Here is a 19,443-nt window from a genome sequence, read left to right on the forward strand (position 1 = left end):
GATTTGTTCTGGTTGGAGGACTGCACGCCGGCGGAGAACCAGGACGCCTTCCGGCTGGTCCGCTCGCATACGACGACGCCGTTGGCGGTCGGTGAGGTGTTTAACACCGTTTTTGATTTCCAGACCCTGATCCGTGAACAGCTGATTGATTATGTGCGGGCCGCGTCCACGCACTTCGGGGGAATTTCGCCTTTGAAGAAGGTCATGGACTATGCCGCGCAGTACCAGATTAAGTCCGGTTTCCATGGTCCCACCGATGTTTCCCCGGTCGGGTTGGCCGCGCAGACGCATCTGGGGCTGGCGATCCATAACTTCGGGATTCAGGAATACATGGAACACAGCGGGACGACGAACACGGTCTTTGAACAATCCATGACCTTCGCCGACGGGTACCTGCATCCGGGGGAGAAACCCGGACTCGGTGTTGAACTCAATGAAGAAGCCGCTGCGTCCTTCCCGTACCAGCAGGCGTACCTGCCCTACAACCGTCTGGCCGACGGCACGGTGCATGACTGGTGAAAGCGCTTACCCCGGTCCCGGTCCCGGTCCCGGTCCTCCACCCGACGGTCGTCATGATGGGTGTTTCCGGCTGCGGGAAAACCACCATCGGCGCTCTTGTCGCTGCTGCCCTGGACACACCGTTCGTGGATGCGGATTCCCTGCACCCGGTGGACAACATCGCGAAAATGGCTGCTGGTATCCCGCTGACGGACGCGGACCGCTGGCCCTGGCTCGCCGTCGTCGGCCGTTCCCTGGCCAACGCAGCCGGGACCGGTGCCGGTCTGGTGGTTGCCTGTTCCGCGCTCAAACGCAGCTACCGCAACGCGATCCGCGCCCAGGCCCCCGACACCGTCTTCCTGCACCTGCACGGCAGCCGCGAGGTTCTCAGCACCCGGTTGGAAGGACGCAGCGGACACTTCATGCCCGCCACCCTCCTCGATTCTCAACTGCAGACCCTGGAACCCCTCGGACCCGAAGAAAACGGCCACACCGTAGACATCAACCAACCCGTGGACGGGATCGTGAACCAGGCAGTTTTGGCCACCGGCCTGCAGCTAAACGCGGAACCTGCCGTCGCACCATAGCGCTGATCGGGTGCGGAGCTCCCCTTGGATCGCGCTGCAGGACTATGCTGATCCGATGGCAACGGCTACCGAAATCCCGGACTGGCTGCAGTATGTCTCCGCCGGGGCACCCCTGGCCATCCTGGTTGGCGCCGTCATCGCGGGGGTCATCGGTTTGGTGACACTCGTCGAGCGCACCCGGGCCGACAGGCGAGACCAATTTTGGCAGCGCCTGCAGTGGGCCATCGACGCAGCTATTTGCACCAGCGATCGGATCCGGCAGCGGACGGGCCTTATCGTCCTTGCCCGGTTAGGGGTCAGCGACCTCTGCCGTGATGAAGACGCGGATCTTCTGCGTGACATCGCTGACGGCGTCACGGCCCAATTGCTGTCCGGACCGGTGGACGGGGCCCGGGCCACGGACGATAATGGAAAGAGAGCATATGAAGAAGGTGACGCTAGTGACAACGGAAAAAGCTGAGGGAATGCAACCGAAGCTTATCAAGCAGCTGTCCCCTTCCGGCGATTACGAGGTGTCGCTGCCCACGCAAAGCAGGACCGTCGTGGTAGCCAACAGGGAAGACGCCCTCGTGCTCGAAGCCGCCGAAAACCTACGCCGCGCCCTGGATTCGCGGCACAGCAAACACTAGCGGCCGCCGTCGCCCGGACATGGACGTCCCGGTTAGCCAAGCTCCGCGGAGATCAGCGAGGCAGTCTTTTGAATGAGCGGCAGGTGCTCCTTGAGCCGCTCCAGGTCAGCCACCATGCGGATGGCCGTTACGGAGAGCGCACCGGCTACTGAGTGAGAGTCGAGAATTGGCACGGCGATGCAGTTGACGAAACCTTCGTGTTCGCCGTCGTCCACCGCCCAATGGCGTTTTTCAATCTCGGCCAGCTGCTTATCCAGCGCAGCCCGGGTAGAAAGCGTGTTGGGGGTATACCGTTTCCAGCTGGTGCCTTGGAGCACCGCATTGCGCCCGGTCAGATCCAGCTCGGCCAAAACAGCCTTGCCGACGCCGGTGCAGTACGCCTCCACGGATTTGCCGATCCGCGAATACATCCGCACACCCGCCGAATCCTCAACTTTGTCCACGTAGACAATGCTGTGCTCCATCAGCGCAGCCACATGGATGGTGTTTCCAACGACCTTGTGCAGCGCTCGAATGTGTACATGTGCGGCCTCACGCAGGTCGAGGTTGTCCACGGCCAGCTTGGACAGGGACACCAGATGCAGTCCGAGCGAATACTTACCGTCGCGTCCGCGGCGGACGTAGCCAACCTCCGCCAGGTCAGCCAGCTCGCGGAACATTGTGGACCTGTGCAGATCGAAGGACGCGGCCAGTTCGTTGACCGACCGGGGTTCCTGGGCAATCGCGTCGATGATGCGCGCCGCCCTGCGGACACTTTGGGACATCAGATTTTCCTCTTCCTGGAGTCCTGCTTGCTGCATATATTGCATACCGGGTTGCGGGATCCGCAAAATACTCCATAATCTACTCCGTCATTTAGGAGATACCAAGTTCACCGGGTGTGCATATACCGCAACAACGTTGTGTTATATGCTCCAGAGAATGAAAGACGATACATGAGCACCGACGCCGGCCCGGAGATCATCACGATTGGCGAGACCATGCTGCTCGTGACTCCCACCGTGGGCGAGGCGCTTGAAGATGCTGCAACGTTCCACCTTGATGTCGGCGGTGCGGAGTCCAACTTGGCCTCCCATCTGGCGTCCCTGGGCCGCTGCGCCGCCTGGGTGGGGCAGTTCGGCAATGACGCCCTGGGCCGCCGCGCGCTACGGCTGCTGCGCGGCCGCGGCATCGACCTGCGCTGGGCCCGGATCGAACCCTCGGCGCCCAGCGGCGTGTACTTCAAGAACCCCGGTCACGGCGTCCAGTACTTTCGTACCGGCTCGGCCGCATCCTTGATGAATCCCGGAACCGTCCGGGATATCCCGCTGGAGCAGGCTGCTGTCGTCCATCTTTCCGGCATTACGCCCGCATTGTCAGCTGGCTGCTCCGACTTGGCTGACGCCGTCGTCCGGCGGATTTCCGGCAGCGGCACTGTGCTGAGCTTCGACGTTAACTACCGCGCGCCGTTGTGGGATATCGCGCAGGCCGGCCCACGGCTGCGAGACCTTGCGCGGCAGTCAGATCTGGTTTTTGTGGGACTGGACGAAGCGGAAGTACTTTGGGGAACAAAGACACCCGAGGACGTCCGCGATCTGCTGGACGGAGTACCGACCCTGATCATCAAGGACGGCGACGTCGGAGCCACCGAATTCTCCCCCACCGGGAAAGCCTTCGTCCCTGCCATGAAATGCGCCGTCGTCGAGGCCGTGGGTGCCGGCGATGCCTTCGCCGCCGGCTACTTGGACGCACTGCTCAGCGGGCTCCCGCCCGAACGATGCCTGCAGGCCGGCCACGAGTGCGCGGTCAAGGTCCTGCGGTCTACCGGTGACTACCCGCTCGACGGCTGACGGCCGTATGGACCCGCAGGCAGCTCCGCCTTCAGTGAGCACCTTTGTGACCCCGCCAAGAGAAGGATCGACCGTGACCATCACAGCAGCCCAGTCCAACGACTGGTTCAGCCACAACTTCGAAGCCGCCCCCATTATGGCCATCCTGCGCGGCTTCGGCGTCCGGCGCAGCCTTGAACTCGCCACCATTGCCTGGGACCTGGGCATCAACAGCGTCGAAATTCCCATCCAGTCCCCCCAAGACATTGAAAGCCTCGCCGCCATCGCCTCCGCCGGTGCCGCCCGCGGCCTGCACGTCGGGGCCGGCACCGTCCTGACCCCCGATCATGTGCGCCAAGCCGCCGACGCTGGCGCCGCCTTTACGGTCAGTCCCGGCCTGGACCTAGACACCGTCGCGGCTTCGTTGGCCGCCGGGATGCCCAGCCTGCCCGGCATCGCCAGCTCCTCCGAGATCCAACGTGCGCTGGGCCAGGGCCTTAGCTGGGTCAAGGCATTCCCAGCCACCGCCCTGGGAACCACCTGGTTCAAGGCCCAGCTCGGACCCTTCCCGCAGCTGAACATCGTCGCCACCGGGGGCGTGGACGCCGGCAACCTCCGCGACTACCTTGGCGCCGGAGCCCGCGTTGGCGCCGTCGGCTCCGCCCTCGCCGACGAAAGCCAGCTCAGCGAGCTCGCGGCCATCATCGCCGGGTAGCGGAACCTTTTACTGTCTCCCCGGGCCCGGGCCCGGGCGGTTCGGCGCGCAACCGCGCAACCGCCTAGTCTAGGCTGGCAGCATGGATTCCCACGAAGTGCAGCTGGCCAGCTACCCGGACGGCGCCGTCGAGGCCCGGAATTTCAGGATAGAAACGGCGCAGGTCCCGGAGCTTGGCCGCGGGCAGGTGTTGGTGCGTCTGCGTCGGCTGGGCCTGAACGCCGGGCTGGCCAATCGGATCGGTGGCCCGAACACGGCCTACGGCCCGGGCATTCATCCCGGTGACGTGCCGGCGAGCGACGGCGTCGTGGAGGTTCTTGACTCCCGCAGCGATCTGTTCCATCAGGGCGATCTCGCCGTCCGAAAATCGCCGTGGCGCAGTATCGAAGTAGCCGCAGCCGACGAGCTGCGCCGCATCCCCGCACTGGGAGCTGACATCCCGCTAGAGGCCCACCTGACAGTGCTTGGACATGTCGGTTTCACCGCGTACACCGGCCTGATGCGGTTTGGCGGGGTGCGGGCGGAAGACACCGTCTACATTTCCGGGGCAGCCGGCGGTGTGGGCAGCTGTGCCGTGCAGTTCGCCAAGGCCGTCGGCGCCACCGTTATTGGCAGCGCCGGTTCCGCCGAGAAGGTGCGGCTGCTCGGCGAATTGGGCGCTGACTCAGCCTTCAACCACCACGACGGCGCGGCCCTGGACCTGCTGCACGGAGCAGCCACTGACGGGATTGACCTGTGCTATGACAACGTTGGCGGCGAACAGCTGGAAGCCGCCCTGGAGGTGCTCCGCTTTGGCGGGCGCGTCGTGATCTGCGGTGCCGCGTCCCAGTATGGGAAGGCCGGCGACCGCCGCGGTCCGGTGAACTACCTGCGGATGATCCACCAGCAGCTGACCATGCGCGGCTTCGATGTGACATTCAATGAGGACCTGCGCCAGGACTTCGAGTCCGACGCCACCCGGTGGTTGCGGGCCGGGACAATCCACAGCGTCCACACCTTAATTGACGGCTTTGGCCGCATCCCAGAGGCTTTCGCATCGCTGCTTTCGGGCGGCAACAGCGGCCGCATGATTGTCGACTGCGACGGCTGAGCGCAGAGGCATCGGGCCGCCGGGCGAGCCTTAACCGCCCTTGAGCTGACGGCCCATAATGCACTGGCCGCACACTTCATTCCTGACGCCTCAGCGCTGTGCGCCGGGCAGTGAATTCCTGCTCGTCAATTTCTCCACGGGCGAAGCGCTCAGAAAGAATGCGCTCGGCCTCGTGGTGCGACGGCCGCGCAACATACGGACCTTCACCCGGATGGGCGCGCCGAACCAGCAGCACAACGACGGTGACCACCCCGGCCCAGAAAATCAGCATCAACACAGCCATGGCCACCCACGCGCCGATACCCCAGCCGTTCCCATCCCAGTCATACATCATGATCCGACCTCCTCCAAAGACAATAGGGCCGGGTACACACCCGGAACAGGGGCTTAGGTCCCTCAATGCAAATACGGGGACAAGAGACGCTTCCGGCTAGATGACACTTATGTCATAAACCGCCCGTTTTGGCCCTCGGTGGCGCACCCTCTTCACATAGAGTCCGCAATCCCGGACTCCGCTTGTTAGGGGAAATATTATGCAACCATCTGCCCGTCCCCGTTTTCACCGGGCCCCGAAGCGTAGTCTGGCCAGGCCGGCTGCCATCCTGGCGCTGGCGCTGTTGATCAGCAGTGTCGGCCCCTTGGGAGGTATGCGCACTCCCTTCCAACCCGATATTGCCGCAGCCGCCATCCCCTCGAGTACCACCGACATGACCAAGGTGCCGCACTACTTCGGTCCCTACCCCAACTGGGCAAACAGCCCGCAGACGTTGGCGGACGCGATGGTAAAAATTAGCGTCGGTACCCCTACACCGGTCCTGTACGGCAACCCGCTGACCAAGCGCAATTACGCGACCGACTACGCGAAGCCGACTGGTGAACTGGGTCCGGTGCTGGTGGTGCTGGACCATGCCAAGCTGCCCGCTGGCACGCTCAACAACTTCCAGAGCTGGAACCAGGGCACCGCTGGGGCGAGCCCGACCACCTCGGCGGGCAGCCTCTTCCACGCGCTGGTGCTGCGGCCCACCGGCAGCGCCGGGGAGTACACCGTCGTCTACGCCAGCGACGAGCTGAAGGTTCCGACGCCGATTGTGGACTCCGGAGAGGTCATGACCTATCCCGTGCCAGCTGTGACAGTACAGAAGGATGACGTGATCGGCTTCTACGGTCAAGGGATTCCGATCGACACTCAAGTGCCGGCCAACGGCGACACCTTGAGCACACCGGCAACCAGTGACCCGACGCTGAACACTAACGTTTCCCCAGCCAAGGACAGCACCATCAAGCTCGGTGCCTCGAACTACCCGGACTTCTCCCACGACCGGACCTACTCCTTTGGGGCCGAAGTCACGCCGACCATCACCGATCCGGGCACTGGCGCGGAAGCTACGGCCTCGGTGGACCCGAAAACGGGCGCCATCTCCGGTGTTACAGTGACCAGCCCGGGTGACGGCTACGCCGTCCCGCCCACGGTAGAGATCACGACCGCTGGAGTCACTCCGACTACGGTGGCCAAGGCCACCGCCAAGATTGCCACCGGCGTCCTCACCGGCATTAACGTCAACGAGACCGGTTACGGGTTTACCGCCCCAGCCGTAACGCTAACGGGCGGGAACCCCACTGCGGGATCCGAGGCGCATGCGCTGGCCAGCGGCGCAGTCGACAATCTGAAGCTGACCGACGGCGGCAAGGGCTACCAGGCCCAACCGCTGGTGAACTTCTCCAAGCCTGACCTCGCAGACGGCGAACAGGCCACCGGCAGTGCGACGATGGACACTAACGGCGTGGTTACCGGCGTCGTGATTGCGAACGCGGGCAGCGGGTACACCTCCACCCCTACCGTAACCCTCACCGATGCCAGCAAGACCCCACCCACTCAGGTGGCCAAGGCTGAGGCCACCATCGGTGTCACCCGCATCGACGTCACCTACGGCGGCGCGGGCTACAGCTCCACACCGACCGTGGCAGTCGCTGACACAGTGGGCACGGCAGACAAGGGCGCCAGCGCCACCGCAAAGGTTGCGGTCAAGGGATCGGTCACCGACATAGTGGTCACCGCGCCCGGAGCGGGCTACCTCACACCGGGGATTAAGAAGTTCGTCGACACACTTCCGGGGGAGGGAGCGGCCAATGCTAACGACCTGGGGCAGTACATCCCGGTAGCGGTGCCCGACACCACCACTTACCCCGGCACCGACTACTACGAGATCGCGGTGGTGCAGTACCGGATGAAGTTCCACCGGGACCTGCCGGCCACTCTGCTCCGTGGCTACGTCCAGCTCTCGACCAGCGTCGTCCCGGGCAAAAAGGTCGTCCTTGGCAACGCCAATCTCGATCCTGCCCTGCCTGACAGTCCCATCAGCTTCGGCGGGGTTGACAATCCGCACTACCTCGGCCCGACAATCGTCGCCACGAAGAACAAGCCCGTCCGGGTACTGTTCCGCAACCTGCTGCCAACGGGCGTGGATGGCGACCTGTTCCTCCCGGTCGATACCTCGGTGATGGGTGCCGGTGCCGGTCCTAAGATGATGACGCTCGACCCTAAAACCAAGATCCCGGTGGACATGGCGAAGGATGAGAAGAGCGTCCTCGACGGCGTGCGCAACCCGATGTGCGGGCAGACTCCGAAGCCGACCACGTGCTACTCGGAGAACCGTGCCACTTTGCACCTGCACGGCGGTATCACCCCGTGGATCAGCGACGGCACGCCACACCAGTGGGTCACCCCGAGCGGTGAGAACACGGCGTACCCCAACGGTGTCAGTGTCAGCAACGTGCCGGACATGCCGGACCCCGGTCCCGGTGCGGAGACCTTCTTCTACACCAACCAGCAGAGCGCACGGATGATGTTCTACCACGACCACTCGTGGGGCATCACGCGGCTCAACGTATACGCCGGCGAGGAAGCCGGCTACATGATCACTGACGACACCGAACAGAAACTGATGGCTCCCGGTGGCGCCCTGGAAGGTCTCGGGATGGGCACCTCGCTCACCGTCCAGGACAAGACCTTTGTGCCGAGCGCGAAGCGGATGGCTCAACTCGACCCAACCTGGGATCCGAAGAAGTGGGGCGGCGAGGGCAACCTTTGGCAGCCGCACGTCTATATGCCCGCACAGAACCCTAGCGACCCCAGCGGGATGAGCGCATTCGGCCGCTGGTTCTACGGCCCGTGGTTCTGGCCGCCGGCAAAAGATGCCAAGTACCCGCCAATGGCCAACCCCTACTACGATCCCGCCTGCGACCCGAACGTGGTTGCCTTCTGCGAACCGGCCCTCATCCCGTCGACTCCCAACAACTCTGTCGGCATGGAGGCCTTCCATGACACGCCGGTGGTGAACGGCACCGCCTACCCCACAACAACCATGGACCCAAAGACATACCGGTTCCGGATCCTTAACGGCTCCGACGATCGGTTCTGGAACCTTTCCTGGTACGTCGCCGATCCTGCCACCGGCACCGAGGTCGCACTGAAGTCCAGCGAGGTCTCGATGGCGCAGACCGACCCGGTCGTCATGCCGACGCCGGACACCACCAAGAGCCCCAAGGGCCCTGATTGGATCCAGATCGGTAATGAGGGCGGCTTTCTGCCGACCCCGGCAGTGGTCCCCGCCCACGAGACGACGTTTATCACCGACGCGACCCGATTCGACGTCGGCAACGTCGACCAGCACTCGCTGCTGCTCGCGCCCGCTGAACGAGCCGACGTGATCGTCGACTTCTCCGCTTACAAGGGGAAGACGCTGATCCTTTACAACGACGCACCGGCGGCGTTCCCGGGCCGGATCCCCGGTTACGACTACTACACCGGTGGGCCGGACATGGCCCCGGCTGGCGCTCCTACGACCCTTCCCGGTTATGGGCCCGACACCCGGTCGGTCATGCAGGTCAAGATTTCGAACGCCGCGCCCGCGTTGGCCTTCGACCGGCCGAACACCACCGCTGACCAGATGGGCAAGCTGATGGCAGCATTCGATCACCACACCGACGCAGCAGGCCAACCCGCGGGCGTCTTCGAGTCTAGTCAGAACCCGATCGTTGTCGGCCAGTCCGCGTACAACCAGGCCTACGGGAAGAGCTTCGTCAGCAGTGGGTACTGCAACGCGGCCAGCAACCCCGCCGCCAAATGTGACGGCCTCGTCCGGATCGCGGAGCAAGGAGGAGACAAGTTCAAGTTCGACACCCTCGCAGGGCCCCAGCTCAGCATTCCAATCGAGGGTAAGAGCGTTCACGATGAGATGAACTCGGCGAATTTCGACGAGTGGGGCCGGATGAGCGGCAACATCGGGCTGGAGGCGCCCGGGGCAACACCGCTGCTCCAAAACGTCATACTGTACCCGTATGTCAACCCCGCCACGGAGAAGCTGGACGGCACCACGGGGACGAACAGTCTCAATGTGGCCCCGATTTCCACCAGCACCGACGGCACGCAGATCTGGAAGATCACGCATAACGGCGTGGACACCCATCCGCTGCACTTCCACCTCAACGACGTACAGGTGTTGAACAGAGTTACCTGGGACAACATCATCATTCCGCCTGAACCGACAGAACTTGGCTGGAAGGACACCGTGCGTGTCAGTCCTCTGGAGGACACAATCGTGGCGGTCAGGCCCATCCTGCCGAAACTCCCGTTCGCCATCCCGGACAGCAACCGGCCACTGAACCCGATGATGCCACTGGGCGCCAGGGGCTCAACGACCGGCTCGAACGGGTCCGAAGCCGGGTTCAACAACACCGACACCAACGGTAATCCGATCGCCCCGATCAGCAACGACATGACCAACTTCGGCTGGGAGTACGTGTGGCACTGCCACATCCTCAGCCACGAGGAGATGGACATGATGCGGCCCATCTCGGTCAGTACGCCCCGCACGCTGCCCGATGGGTCGGTGGTGAGCTTCACTCGACCCACAAATGACGTGCTGCTGAGCTGGACCGACGGGACCCCGGTGTCGATCACCGATCCCACTACCTGGGGCAATGCGAAAAACGAAGTCGGCTACAAGGTCGAGCGCGCACCACTGACCAACGGCACGGTCGGTGGCTACGCGCAGATCGCCACCACGCTGGCGAACGTCACCACCTACACCGACAAGACCGCCGGGACCGGCCAGTACGCCTACAGGATCACGGCTTGGAACGCGGCCGGGAACGCGGCGTCCGCACCGCTACTCACCGCTTCCACCACGCCCAGGGTGACCACCAATAACCCCGCATCAGGGGCGACCGGGGTGGCGACCAACGTTCGGCCGACCGTCACTTTCAACGAAGCCGTCACCGGCGTCAGCAACACCACGTTCACGTTGAAGCAGGGCGCCACGAATGTTCCGGCTTCGGTGAGTTACAGCACGGCGACGCGGACGGCCACCCTCATCCCGACGACGGCACTGACCGCTGACAAGCCTTACACCCTCTCGTTGACCACGGCCATCAAGAGCGTGTCGGGCGGCTCGCTCGCGGCGACGAGCTGGGACTTTGTCACCGGACCCAGCCCGACAATCAGTACCACCAACCCCGCAGCCGGAGCCACCGGCATCAGTCTGGGAACGACTACCACGCGGACCCCGTTGAGTGCAACGTTCAGCGAGTCCGTGACCGGTCTTCCCACTACCGCTGCCAGCACGCCCAACTTCACCCTGAAGCTGGGGACGGCGACCATCGCCTCGAAAGTGACCTACAACGCCACCACTCGGGTCGTCACTCTGACCCCGGATACTCCGTTGGCCAGTGACCGCACCTATACCCTGTCCCTGAGCAACGCGGTCAAGGACGTGGCCGGCAACCCGCTCACCGCCAGGACGTGGACATTCATCACCGGTCCCGCCCCAGTCGTCACGGCTCGGACCCCGGCAGTCAACGCCAACGGGGTCAGCCGAACGGCGAACATCACTGTAACTTTCAGCGAGGTAGTCGCCGGTCTGCCGACCATGGCCACGGCGAACGGGAACTTCACGATCAAGCGGACGTCGACCGGCATCGCCTTCACCTCCGCGGTCAGCTACTCCAGCACCACGAAGGTGGCAACGCTCAACCCGACCGGTACCCTGCTGGCCAACACCCAGTACACCGTCACCCTCAGCAGCGGGATCAAGGACACCGCTGGCAACCTGCTGACTCCTGTCACCTGGAATTTCACTACCGGCAAGTAGCATCTCCGACAACGCCCACCGCCGCCCGGAAGCTATCATCCGGGGGGCGGTGGGCCCGGCCTTGCATGGGCACCGTCACACAGGACGAGGAGACCATCGTGTCGAGAAGAACGCATCACAGGAACCGCGAACAGGAATCCCGGGCCCGCGGACCACTGGTCCGCCGGCTCCTCGCGTTGTTGTTGGCAACCCTGACTGTGGTGCTGGTGCTCCCTCCGGCACCAGCCTTGGCGCACACCGCGCTGCTGTACACGACGCCGGTTGAGGGCGCAGTACTCGCCCAGGCGCCCACCGTGGTGGAACTCGCCTTCGACGAGCAAGTCTCCCTGATCCCCGATGGCCTCCAACTCTATGACGGCAGCGGTGGTCACCGGACGGTGTCCGGGGAGGAAGTGGACGCGATTGTCCGGGTAAACCTGCCGTCAAACCTCGGCGAGGGCAGCTACGCGCTCGGCTGGCGGGTGATTTCCGCCGACTCCCACCCTGCGTCCGGGACGCTGTCGTTCATCGTGGGCCGGGCCAGCGCATCGGTCCCGACCATCGCCAAAAGCTATACAGGACCCGTGGACGTGCTGTACGGGGTTCTCACCGCGTTGGGCTATCTGGGCCTTTTTTATCTTGTGGGTCTGACGGTTTTCGATATTTTCGTTGCCCGGACCGCCGCTGTAGCTCCCCTGCTGCCGCGGGTGGCCGCACTCGTCTCCGTTTGTGCCTACGTCGTCCTGGTGCCCCTCACCGCGGTGCGCGAGCTGGGGTTGGGTCTTAGTGCGCTCTTGCAACCGACGGCCCTCACCCCCGGATGGTCCGGGAGCGCCGTATTGACTCTGCTCCTCGCCGGGACCGGGGTTGCGCTGATGCTGCTCCGGGGGCGTCTGCCGCGTCGGGAAGGATTCTGGGTCGGCACTGTGGGGGCCGGTACGGCGCTGGCCTCCGTGCTGCCCGTCGGCCACACCCGAACCTTCGGCCCCGGCTGGCTGGTGATGGGCGCCGACCTGGTCCATGCCGCGACAGCAGCAGTTTGGCTGGGCGGTCTTGTGGCTCTTATCCTGCACGTTAACCGTGCCCGACGGCGAAAGGATAATCCGGGCAAGGCTGCCGTGGTCCTAGGCAGGTTCTCTACCCTGGCCGGTGGGCTTGTCGTCCTATTGGGCGTCACCGGAACCATCCTGGCCGTGGTGATGGTCGGCTCGGTGACGGCCCTCGTCACCAGCTCCTACGGCCGGCTGCTGCTGATCAAACTTGGCGTGGTCGCGGTCATCGGCGCGTTTGCGGTTTGGAACCGATTCGGTCTGGTCCCTCACCTGGCGCGCGAGGCCATCACGGGGATAGCCTGGCGCCGGCTGGCACTGGCCATCCGTCTGGAGGTGCTTGGGGTGGTGCTGGTCGTTGGGCTCACCTCGGCCCTGACGCTGCAAAATCCGCGGGCAACCGATACCCCCGCTGACCCGGCTGCGGTTGGGACGCCCGTGGTCGCCGACCTCGGCGCCGGTCACCTCACCGGCCGGTTCAGCCCTGGCACGGCAGGAGTCAACGTCATCACCTTCGACCTCACCGACGCGGGGGGTGCGCCCATCGTGCCGCTCGGCATGCCACAGGTCAGTGTGGCGGAACCTAATCTGAGCCTCGGACCGGTGACCGCCAAGGTTGAGCTGGGGACAACGCCAGGCAGTTACCGGGCCGTCGTCGTGCTCCCCGTAGCGGGTCAGTGGAAGATCACCACCGCCGTCCGGATCAACGAGTTGGAACAGCCCGCCGCCGTCGCCGACTTGGTCATTGTGAGATGAGCTCCCGGCCCCGGTCCGACTCGGCGTGCGACCCCGATAGCACGGCAGCTGCTCGGCAGAGGTGCCCACGTCAGCTGCGGAAGTCAACCGGTTCATTGAGGGGACCACGGTCAGCCGGATCGTAGGCGGTTTCTCCGACTGGGGTAAGCGGCGACGGCTGTACCGGAAGTCGCAGGGTGAAGGTGGTTCCGTGACCAAGCGAGCTGGCCACCGAGACGGTGCCGCCACGGGCTTCCGTGGCTGCCTTCACGATGGCCAGGCCCAGCCCGCTCCCGGCGCGCTCGCCCGCAGTAGACGCAGTCCGGAAGATCTCGAACACGGTGTCAAGATCCGCGGCGGGGATACCCGCCCCGGTGTCCCGCACTGTCAGGACCAGCTCGTCGCCATCGGCGTCCGCCGTCATCGCAATAGTGTCTCCCGGACCGGTAAACCTAACCGCATTCTCCAGCAGGCAGTCCAGCATCGCCTCGAGTCGCTCGTTGTCGCCCTGCGCGGTACCGACCGTACTCCGGGAGCTCCAGATCCGGTCGGCGGTGACCGACCATCGGCGCAAGACATCGATCAGTATCCGGTCGACGTCGACCGGCTCAGGGGACGACGGCTCCACGACCCGGACCAGAGTGAGCAAGTTGGTCGCCAAGACAGACGCCTTGACGAGTTCGGCCACCACCAGCTCAGCGTCCTCGCGCACCGTCGGCTCGGCAGACTGGTCGGCAATGAGTTGCGCGTAGCCCCGGGCAATAGTCAGCCGGGTGCGTACCTCATGCGAACCGAACCGGGCTGCGTTCTCCCGCTGCTCACTGCGGTGCCGGTCGGCCTGCTGCAGTGCCCGCAACCGGGCCTGAGCGGTCCACTGCCGGTTCACGTGCCAGATCAGCAGCGAGAGAATGCCGCCCATCAGGACGGTCTCGCTGCATTCTTCCCACGCGATGACCCCTGCCATCGCGTGATGGACCAGGGCAAACCCCGTTACCATCGTGATGACGCCGAAGACGACCAGGGTGGCACGCCGAGGCCACGGGCACAGTCCGTAGACCAGCGCGAAACTGGCCCATACGAGGTGGAAGGGGATGGTTTCCTTGCCGGGCAGCGAGAAGGTGAAGTAGCAGTTCACTCCTGCGAACAACGCCCATGCGGCGGCGAGGACGACTTTAAGCCGCGATCCTATATCCGACATTGCGCACCGTTTCAATCTTGTCGTTCGACAGTTTAGACCGCAGTCGGCGCACGCAGACGTCGACGACGTTCGTCCCGGGGTCGAATTTCGTCCCCCAGACGCGCTCGAGCAGCTCGGTCCGTGTACACGGCTCGGGCGCTCGCTCGAGGAGGAAGACCAGGAGCACGAATTCCCGGTGCGTCAACGGGATGCGGCTCCCGCTGACCACGAGTTCCCTTTGCTGCACATCGATTTCGATGCCGGCCCTACGGAGATAGCGGGTAACTTTCGCAGCCGATACCTGCGTCGATGCGGGCGTTCGGATGCGTGCGTTGACCCGGGCGAGCAGCTCGGCATTGGCGAACGGTTTGGCCAGGAAATCCACCGCACCGCCCTCCAAAACACCGACCCTGGTGGCCACCTGCGTCATCGATGACAGCACCAGGACGCGGCTCGCCGGACGGAATCGCATCAGTTCGGCGAGCACGTCCTCGCCGCGTCCGTCCGGCAGTACGAGGTCGAGAATGATCAGTTCCGGGTCGACAGCGCGGATCGCCGCCAGAGCGCCGGCCACCGTGCCTGCCACGGTAACCGTATGGCCGGCACCACCGAGGATGCGGCCGAGGAGTCGGGCCAGAACGGGCTCGTCCTCGACGACCACGATGCGATTCACGTCAGTGACCGCTGCGCGAGGACGATGCCAGACGGTGCAATACGGTTATTCATGCGATGTTCCGCCAATTCCTGCCGGACGTACTCCACCACCTCGTGGCTAAGCCGGCATGGGATTACCCGGCTGCACTCATCGTCCGCCAGGGCTCCGCAGCAGTCAACACGTATAAATTCAACGACCCAAGTAGTTACCAAGGTGCGCAGTGAGCACTGAGCCAGTCCGGCACATCGTCAGCTCAGCACTTAGCGTCCGTCGGCTGTTGTCTCGAGCCTGCTCTCTGTGGGTCTCTTTGTCCATTGCCGGTAAGCGACGCCAAGCCCCCTCTCAGGGGTTCCACTCCAAAACCAGGTGAACGGGTGCCGACCCACCTCCCTGTCCGTCCTCCCGTCTGCGCTCTCCCTATTAGCCTGATGCCCAGTTTCCGGGCCTAAAATTCCGAGTGTGCGGAACCAGTAAAGCGGCTCACCGCCGCTCAGTGGTCCCATCGGTACATGAAAGCGGCCATGGCATCGCGGTTCACGCTTTGCAGCGATTTGAACGTCCGGGTGCCGTTGGCTTCGGTCCAGCCGGTGGAAATCCTTTTCGAAGCGAGCCAGGCCATTTCTTTATAGAACTGCTGCCCCGTTGAGACGTCAGCGAACGCAGATATCTTAGGTGCCGTGTAGGCCGGCGAACCGGAGAGGCGGTAGATGAAGGCAGCCATGACATCCCGCGCGACGGGCTGCAGCGGTCGGAAGGTTTTGGTGCCGTTCGCTTCGGTCCAGCCGGTGGAAATCCTTTTCGAAGCGAGCCAGGCCATTTCTTTGTAAAACTGCTGACCGGTGGAGACGTCTGCGAAGGGGGACGTTTTGGGTGCTGTGTACGCGGGTGAACCGGCGAGACGGTACATGAAAGCAGCCATGGCATCCCGGCTCACGGAGTCAAAGGGCCGGTAGGTTTTGGATCCGTTGGCCTCGGTCCAGCCGGTGGAGACCCTTCTGTCAGCGACCCAGTTCATTTCACTGAGAAACTGCTGCCCGGCACGCAAGTCGCCGAAAGGGGACGCTGGTGCTGGTGCTGGTGCAGGTGCAGGTGCAGGTGTCTGCACAGAAGAGCGATAGCCGGCCATGTTCGAGACGACCATATGCCAGCCCGCGTACGGTCCGGAGGTCGGCACAACATAGCCGACGCCGGCGTCAGTTTCGCGCCCGTCCAGCATGGCTGCCCGGTGTGAGGGCGAACTCATCCACCAGTCAACAATATTTTGCGGCGTGAAATTGAAACCGATGATTTCGGCGTACCACGTCGCGCCAGCTGAAATCCTCGGGCCGCCGCCGTCAGCCCGGTGGATGGTCCCCCAATCAAAGTTGGGGTCCTTGGTGGCTTCACCAAGATGGTTTGCCCATTCCTGTGAGACGTCAGCGACGTTCTGGTTCCAGCGCAGTGCAGGCACCCCGGCGTCGCGTCGCCGGGCGTTCATCAGTTGGAGGACCTGCGCAGCGTAGGTGTCGCTGGAGTCTGAATTTACACCGGTGGACAGAGGGTTCCCGGCAGCCGTGCCGGCCGGCATCAGTGCGCTCCCCGCTGGCAGAGTCATATCCGCTGGAGGTTTGGGTGTATCCGGCATAACAGGGATGAGATCGGATTCGGCTGGGACAGATACGGTGCCCGTCCGTTCTGTGGCGTTCGCTCCCGCGAACGGGAGGGATGCGCACCCCAATGCGAGGGCAAGAGCAAGGGGCAGGGCTGAGGCGCTGAGGGCAAACTTTTTCATAACCAGTATTTCTTGTCGGGGACATCGTGGGCCTGGCTTGTGTGCGGCCGGTAGCGGAACCCAAATCATGTGTGTGGCATAAATGAGAAGTGTCCCCGCGTCATTGCCGGTCAGGACCCTCTATCGGCACCTCGGATCCGTGCGTAAGGCTGGACCGTTGAAAGATACCTGCTCTACTTGGTTATGACCCGGCAAGATGGCAGGTAATCTGCGCATTCAAGGCCGGCCAGATCCGTGAACTACCGTCCCTGATCCGTGAGGGTCCGTGGGCGGTGGCGAGCTGGGATGGTTCTACTGAGCGGCCACGTCGTGGGCCAGCGGGATGGCGTTGCCTGCCGATGATGCCGCCGACGCTCCGACAAGGCCTGTGCAACGACGCCAATCGAAGCCGCAGTGGTAGTGATGGCGCCCTGTGTGCGGGACTTCGACGTGTCGGTGACCGACTTTGCGCCAACGCGAGGTTGCGAAGGTCTCCCGGTTGCAGTCCAAAGGGCATGAGGTGCGGCTGCGGATGTTGCAACGCAAAACGTGCAAAGTTTGTACAGGCCGGATGGATGGGCCCGGTCAATCAGCGTGGCGGGCCGGATATGCAGGAGGGGCGTCACGCGCTGGGGTCGGCATGGTCCGGGCATTCCAAAGCCGGCAGGCGCTGTTCACTGCAACGCTCCCGCCGATCCACACGTCGTGCCTTTTTTACAAAAGGTGACTGCAACAGGTAACGGCGTGGCTGGCGAAGTCGATAGTGAGCTGCAGGACGGGTGGTCTACAGTTCCGCCGTCGCCAACAAAAAACCGAAGGGTTCCCCCTCAGATCCGATGGTTTACCAAGGCTGAACATCGGGCGCGCCTACGCACGCCCGCCTGACCGGTCCGATTAGCCCCGAAAGGTCTCACATTCCCATGCTTGCCTCTCCCGGTCGCCCAACGGCCTCATCCCGGAACTTCGTGTCCCCCGCTTGGTTCCGCACGCTGACCAGCGCGGTCCTCCTCATTGCTGTGTCCATGCTCGTCGATGTACAGGGCGCTTCGGCGGCACCGTATCCGCCGCCGTCGGCACCGTCATCTTCAATCGTGGACCAAGGTCATGCGATGGGATCCACGATTCGTGGCCATGAAGGCTCGTCCTCGGCAGCTTCACGAACCACGACGGCGTATTCCGCACCTGCCGGTGTTCCCGGAATGGATGTCAGCGGCTGGCAGGGAAACGTAGACTGGGCGAGGGCCACGGCCAACGGTGCAAAATTTGCCTATATTAAGGCCTCCGAAGGAACGGGGTTTACCAGCAACTATTTCGCCAGTCAGTACAACGGCGCCTTCGCAGCGGGCATGATCCGCGGTGCTTACCATTTCGCTTTACCGGACCGGTCCACCGGAAAAGCACAAGCTGACTTCTTTGTCAGCAACGGCGGCGGTTGGTCCCCCGACGGCGGGACCCTGCCCCCGCTTCTTGACATCGAGTACAACCCGTACGGAGACACCTGCTACGGTCTGAGCCAGTCCGGAATGGTCCGGTGGATCAACGATTTCGCCAAAACGGTCAGAGACCGTACGGGACGTCCGCCGGCAATCTACACGACCGCGGACTGGTGGACGAGGTGCACTGGCAATAACGCCGGGCTCAGCGATAATCCGCTGTTCATAGCCGCTTATTCCACATGGGTGGGTCCAATGCCGGCCAGCTGGGATACTTACAGCTTCTGGCAACACGCCGACAGCGGCATCTTCCCTGGAGATCAGGACGTCTTCAATGGGACCTTGCGCCAGCTGACCGCCTTTGCCACCGGCCCCGGCCCGGCGTTTACTGACGTCAGCGCCGCCGATCAGTTTTTTGCGCCGATCAACTGGATGGCTGCCACGCAGATCTCGACCGGCTATCCCGGCGGCACCTATCGCCCCCTGAATACCGTGAACCGCGACGCAATGGCCGCATTCCTCTACCGCCTCGCCGGTTCCCCCGCCTACACGGCACCGGCGAAATCCCCCTTCACCGATCTGGGCACCACGGACCCCTTCTACAAAGAGATCAGCTGGCTGGCCTCTACCGGCATCACCACCGGCTACCCGGAGGGCAGCTACCGCCCCCTGAATACCGTGAACCGCGACGCAATGGCCGCATTCCTCTACCGCCTCGCCGGTTCCCCGGCCTACACGGCCCCGGCGAAATCCCCCTTCACCGATCTGGGCACCACGGACCCCTTCTACAAAGAGATCAGCTGGCTGGCCTCTACCGGCATCACCACCGGCTACCCGGACAGCACCTACCGCCCAGGAGATACAGTGAACCGCGACGCAATGGCCGCATTCCTCTACCGCTTCCGCAACACCCTTCCCGGTTAGAGACCGTTTACTCCCGGTCGGCGCCGCCGCGGCTTCGACGACGGCCGGGGATGAGGTAGTCAGCCAGGCTCTGACCGGTGTCGGAGCCGAGCTTGGCCTCGAAGGTGGCGCGGACATCGATTTCGGAAAGCACGCTGAAGCCCTGACCCGAGAGTGCTTCACGGGTCAGGGTTACTGCTTCTTCATAGGGCCGGGAGACGGTGATGGTGTGTCCGTAGCTCATTGCTGAGCTCCTTCATCGGTTTGCTCATTCACGCAACGGACT

Annotated in this window: 16 protein-coding genes and 2 pseudogenes; 11 read left to right on the top strand and 7 right to left on the bottom strand. The window is 63.7% G+C overall.

The window, feature by feature from the left end:
* The 4 genes from IV500_RS19250 to IV500_RS19265 all read left to right on the top strand — a co-directional run.
* A partial coding sequence (locus IV500_RS19250; RefSeq protein ID WP_281064072.1) for an enolase C-terminal domain-like protein occupies positions 1-519 on the top strand: 519 nt, incomplete at its 5' end.
* Complete coding sequence (locus IV500_RS19255; RefSeq protein ID WP_312875992.1) at positions 516-1,085, top strand: gluconokinase; 570 nt, start codon at positions 516-518, stop codon at positions 1,083-1,085. The genes IV500_RS19250 and IV500_RS19255, both read left to right, overlap by 4 nt.
* A 55-nt stretch (positions 1,086-1,140) precedes the next feature.
* On the top strand, positions 1,141-1,545 hold the full coding sequence (locus tag IV500_RS19260) for a hypothetical protein (RefSeq protein WP_196398443.1): 405 nt from the start codon (positions 1,141-1,143) through the stop codon (positions 1,543-1,545).
* Between the two features lie 4 nt (positions 1,546-1,549).
* On the top strand, positions 1,550-1,714 hold the full coding sequence (locus IV500_RS19265; protein WP_196398444.1) for a hypothetical protein: 165 nt from the start codon (positions 1,550-1,552) through the stop codon (positions 1,712-1,714).
* A 32-nt stretch (positions 1,715-1,746) separates the two neighbouring features.
* Here IV500_RS19265 and IV500_RS19270 read toward each other — a convergent pair whose 3' ends face one another.
* Complete coding sequence (locus tag IV500_RS19270; protein ID WP_196398445.1) at positions 1,747-2,478, bottom strand: IclR family transcriptional regulator; 732 nt, start codon at positions 2,476-2,478, stop codon at positions 1,747-1,749.
* Positions 2,479-2,649: 171 nt separating this feature from the next.
* Between IV500_RS19270 and IV500_RS19275 the strand changes: the two genes are divergently transcribed.
* The 3 genes from IV500_RS19275 to IV500_RS19285 all read left to right on the top strand — a co-directional run bounded on the left by IV500_RS19275 (position 2,650) and on the right by IV500_RS19285 (position 5,327).
* Positions 2,650-3,543, top strand: a complete 894-nt coding sequence (locus tag IV500_RS19275) for a sugar kinase (RefSeq protein WP_196398446.1) — start codon at positions 2,650-2,652, stop codon at positions 3,541-3,543.
* 73 nt (positions 3,544-3,616) lie between these two features.
* A complete protein-coding gene (locus IV500_RS19280) occupies positions 3,617-4,237 on the top strand; it encodes a bifunctional 4-hydroxy-2-oxoglutarate aldolase/2-dehydro-3-deoxy-phosphogluconate aldolase (RefSeq protein ID WP_312875993.1) in 621 nt (206 codons plus the stop codon).
* A gap of 82 nt (positions 4,238-4,319) precedes the next feature.
* Positions 4,320-5,327 carry an MDR family NADP-dependent oxidoreductase gene (locus tag IV500_RS19285; RefSeq protein ID WP_196398447.1) on the top strand — a complete coding sequence of 336 codons (1,008 nt, stop codon included), beginning with the start codon at positions 4,320-4,322 and terminating at the stop codon, positions 5,325-5,327.
* Between the two features lie 76 nt (positions 5,328-5,403).
* Here IV500_RS19285 and IV500_RS19290 read toward each other — a convergent pair whose 3' ends face one another.
* Positions 5,404-5,661: an SHOCT domain-containing protein gene (locus tag IV500_RS19290; protein WP_230855205.1), complete on the bottom strand. Its 258-nt coding sequence runs from the start codon at positions 5,659-5,661 to the stop codon at positions 5,404-5,406.
* Between the two features lie 313 nt (positions 5,662-5,974).
* Between IV500_RS19290 and IV500_RS19295 the strand changes: the two genes are divergently transcribed.
* On the top strand, positions 5,975-11,476 hold the full coding sequence (locus tag IV500_RS19295) for an Ig-like domain-containing protein (RefSeq protein ID WP_196398448.1): 5,502 nt from the start codon (positions 5,975-5,977) through the stop codon (positions 11,474-11,476).
* A gap of 98 nt (positions 11,477-11,574) precedes the next feature.
* Complete coding sequence (locus IV500_RS19300) at positions 11,575-13,260, top strand: copper resistance CopC/CopD family protein (RefSeq protein WP_196398449.1); 1,686 nt, start codon at positions 11,575-11,577, stop codon at positions 13,258-13,260.
* A gap of 70 nt (positions 13,261-13,330) precedes the next feature.
* Here IV500_RS19300 and IV500_RS19305 read toward each other — a convergent pair whose 3' ends face one another.
* On the bottom strand, positions 13,331-14,437 hold the full coding sequence (locus IV500_RS19305) for a sensor histidine kinase (protein WP_196398450.1): 1,107 nt from the start codon (positions 14,435-14,437) through the stop codon (positions 13,331-13,333).
* Positions 14,412-15,077, bottom strand: a complete 666-nt coding sequence (locus IV500_RS22205) for a response regulator transcription factor (RefSeq protein WP_312875994.1) — start codon at positions 15,075-15,077, stop codon at positions 14,412-14,414. Before IV500_RS22205 ends, IV500_RS19305 begins: the two co-directional genes overlap by 26 nt.
* A gap of 68 nt (positions 15,078-15,145) precedes the next feature.
* Between IV500_RS22205 and IV500_RS19315 the strand changes: the two genes are divergently transcribed.
* A complete protein-coding gene (locus IV500_RS19315) occupies positions 15,146-15,295 on the top strand; it encodes a hypothetical protein (RefSeq protein ID WP_196398452.1) in 150 nt (49 codons plus the stop codon).
* Positions 15,296-15,561: 266 nt separating this feature from the next.
* Here the strand turns inward: IV500_RS19315 and IV500_RS19320 are convergent.
* Together IV500_RS19320 and IV500_RS22210 are read right to left on the bottom strand one after the other, a co-directional pair.
* A pseudogene (locus IV500_RS19320) lies at positions 15,562-16,155 on the bottom strand (peroxidase family protein); the annotation flags it as partial.
* A 63-nt stretch (positions 16,156-16,218) separates the two neighbouring features.
* Positions 16,219-16,911: pseudogene (locus tag IV500_RS22210) on the bottom strand (CAP domain-containing protein); the annotation flags it as partial.
* A gap of 830 nt (positions 16,912-17,741) precedes the next feature.
* Between IV500_RS22210 and IV500_RS19325 the strand changes: the two are divergent.
* On the top strand, positions 17,742-19,178 hold the full coding sequence (locus IV500_RS19325; RefSeq protein ID WP_196398453.1) for a GH25 family lysozyme: 1,437 nt from the start codon (positions 17,742-17,744) through the stop codon (positions 19,176-19,178).
* Positions 19,179-19,185: 7 nt separating this feature from the next.
* Here the strand turns inward: IV500_RS19325 and IV500_RS19330 are convergent, their stop codons facing one another.
* On the bottom strand, positions 19,186-19,401 hold the full coding sequence (locus IV500_RS19330; RefSeq protein ID WP_196398454.1) for a DUF302 domain-containing protein: 216 nt from the start codon (positions 19,399-19,401) through the stop codon (positions 19,186-19,188).
* Between the last annotated feature and the right edge of the window lie 42 nt (positions 19,402-19,443).

Origin of the sequence: Arthrobacter terrae (genome assembly GCF_015708085.1) — a bacterium.
In the GTDB taxonomy this organism is placed as follows: Bacteria; Actinomycetota; Actinomycetes; order Actinomycetales; family Micrococcaceae; genus Arthrobacter_M; species Arthrobacter_M terrae.

Excerpts from the sequence above, each read along its gene's own strand:
- IV500_RS19260 (WP_196398443.1), top strand. The coding sequence starts at position 1,141 with ATGGCAACGGCTACCGAAATCCCGGACTGGCTGCAGTATGTCTCCGCC.
- IV500_RS19265 (WP_196398444.1), top strand. The coding sequence starts at position 1,550 with ATGCAACCGAAGCTTATCAAGCAGCTGTCCCCTTCCGGCGATTACGAG.
- IV500_RS19270 (WP_196398445.1), bottom strand. The coding sequence starts at position 2,478 with ATGTCCCAAAGTGTCCGCAGGGCGGCGCGCATCATCGACGCGATTGCC.
- IV500_RS19275 (WP_196398446.1), top strand. The coding sequence starts at position 2,650 with ATGAGCACCGACGCCGGCCCGGAGATCATCACGATTGGCGAGACCATG.
- IV500_RS19285 (WP_196398447.1), top strand. The coding sequence starts at position 4,320 with ATGGATTCCCACGAAGTGCAGCTGGCCAGCTACCCGGACGGCGCCGTC.
- IV500_RS19290 (WP_230855205.1), bottom strand. The coding sequence starts at position 5,661 with ATGATGTATGACTGGGATGGGAACGGCTGGGGTATCGGCGCGTGGGTG.
- IV500_RS19295 (WP_196398448.1), top strand. The coding sequence starts at position 5,975 with ATGCGCACTCCCTTCCAACCCGATATTGCCGCAGCCGCCATCCCCTCG.
- IV500_RS19305 (WP_196398450.1), bottom strand. The coding sequence starts at position 14,437 with ATGTCGGATATAGGATCGCGGCTTAAAGTCGTCCTCGCCGCCGCATGG.
- IV500_RS19315 (WP_196398452.1), top strand. The coding sequence starts at position 15,146 with ATGTTCCGCCAATTCCTGCCGGACGTACTCCACCACCTCGTGGCTAAG.
- IV500_RS19325 (WP_196398453.1), top strand. The coding sequence starts at position 17,742 with ATGCTTGCCTCTCCCGGTCGCCCAACGGCCTCATCCCGGAACTTCGTG.
- IV500_RS19330 (WP_196398454.1), bottom strand. The coding sequence starts at position 19,401 with ATGAGCTACGGACACACCATCACCGTCTCCCGGCCCTATGAAGAAGCA.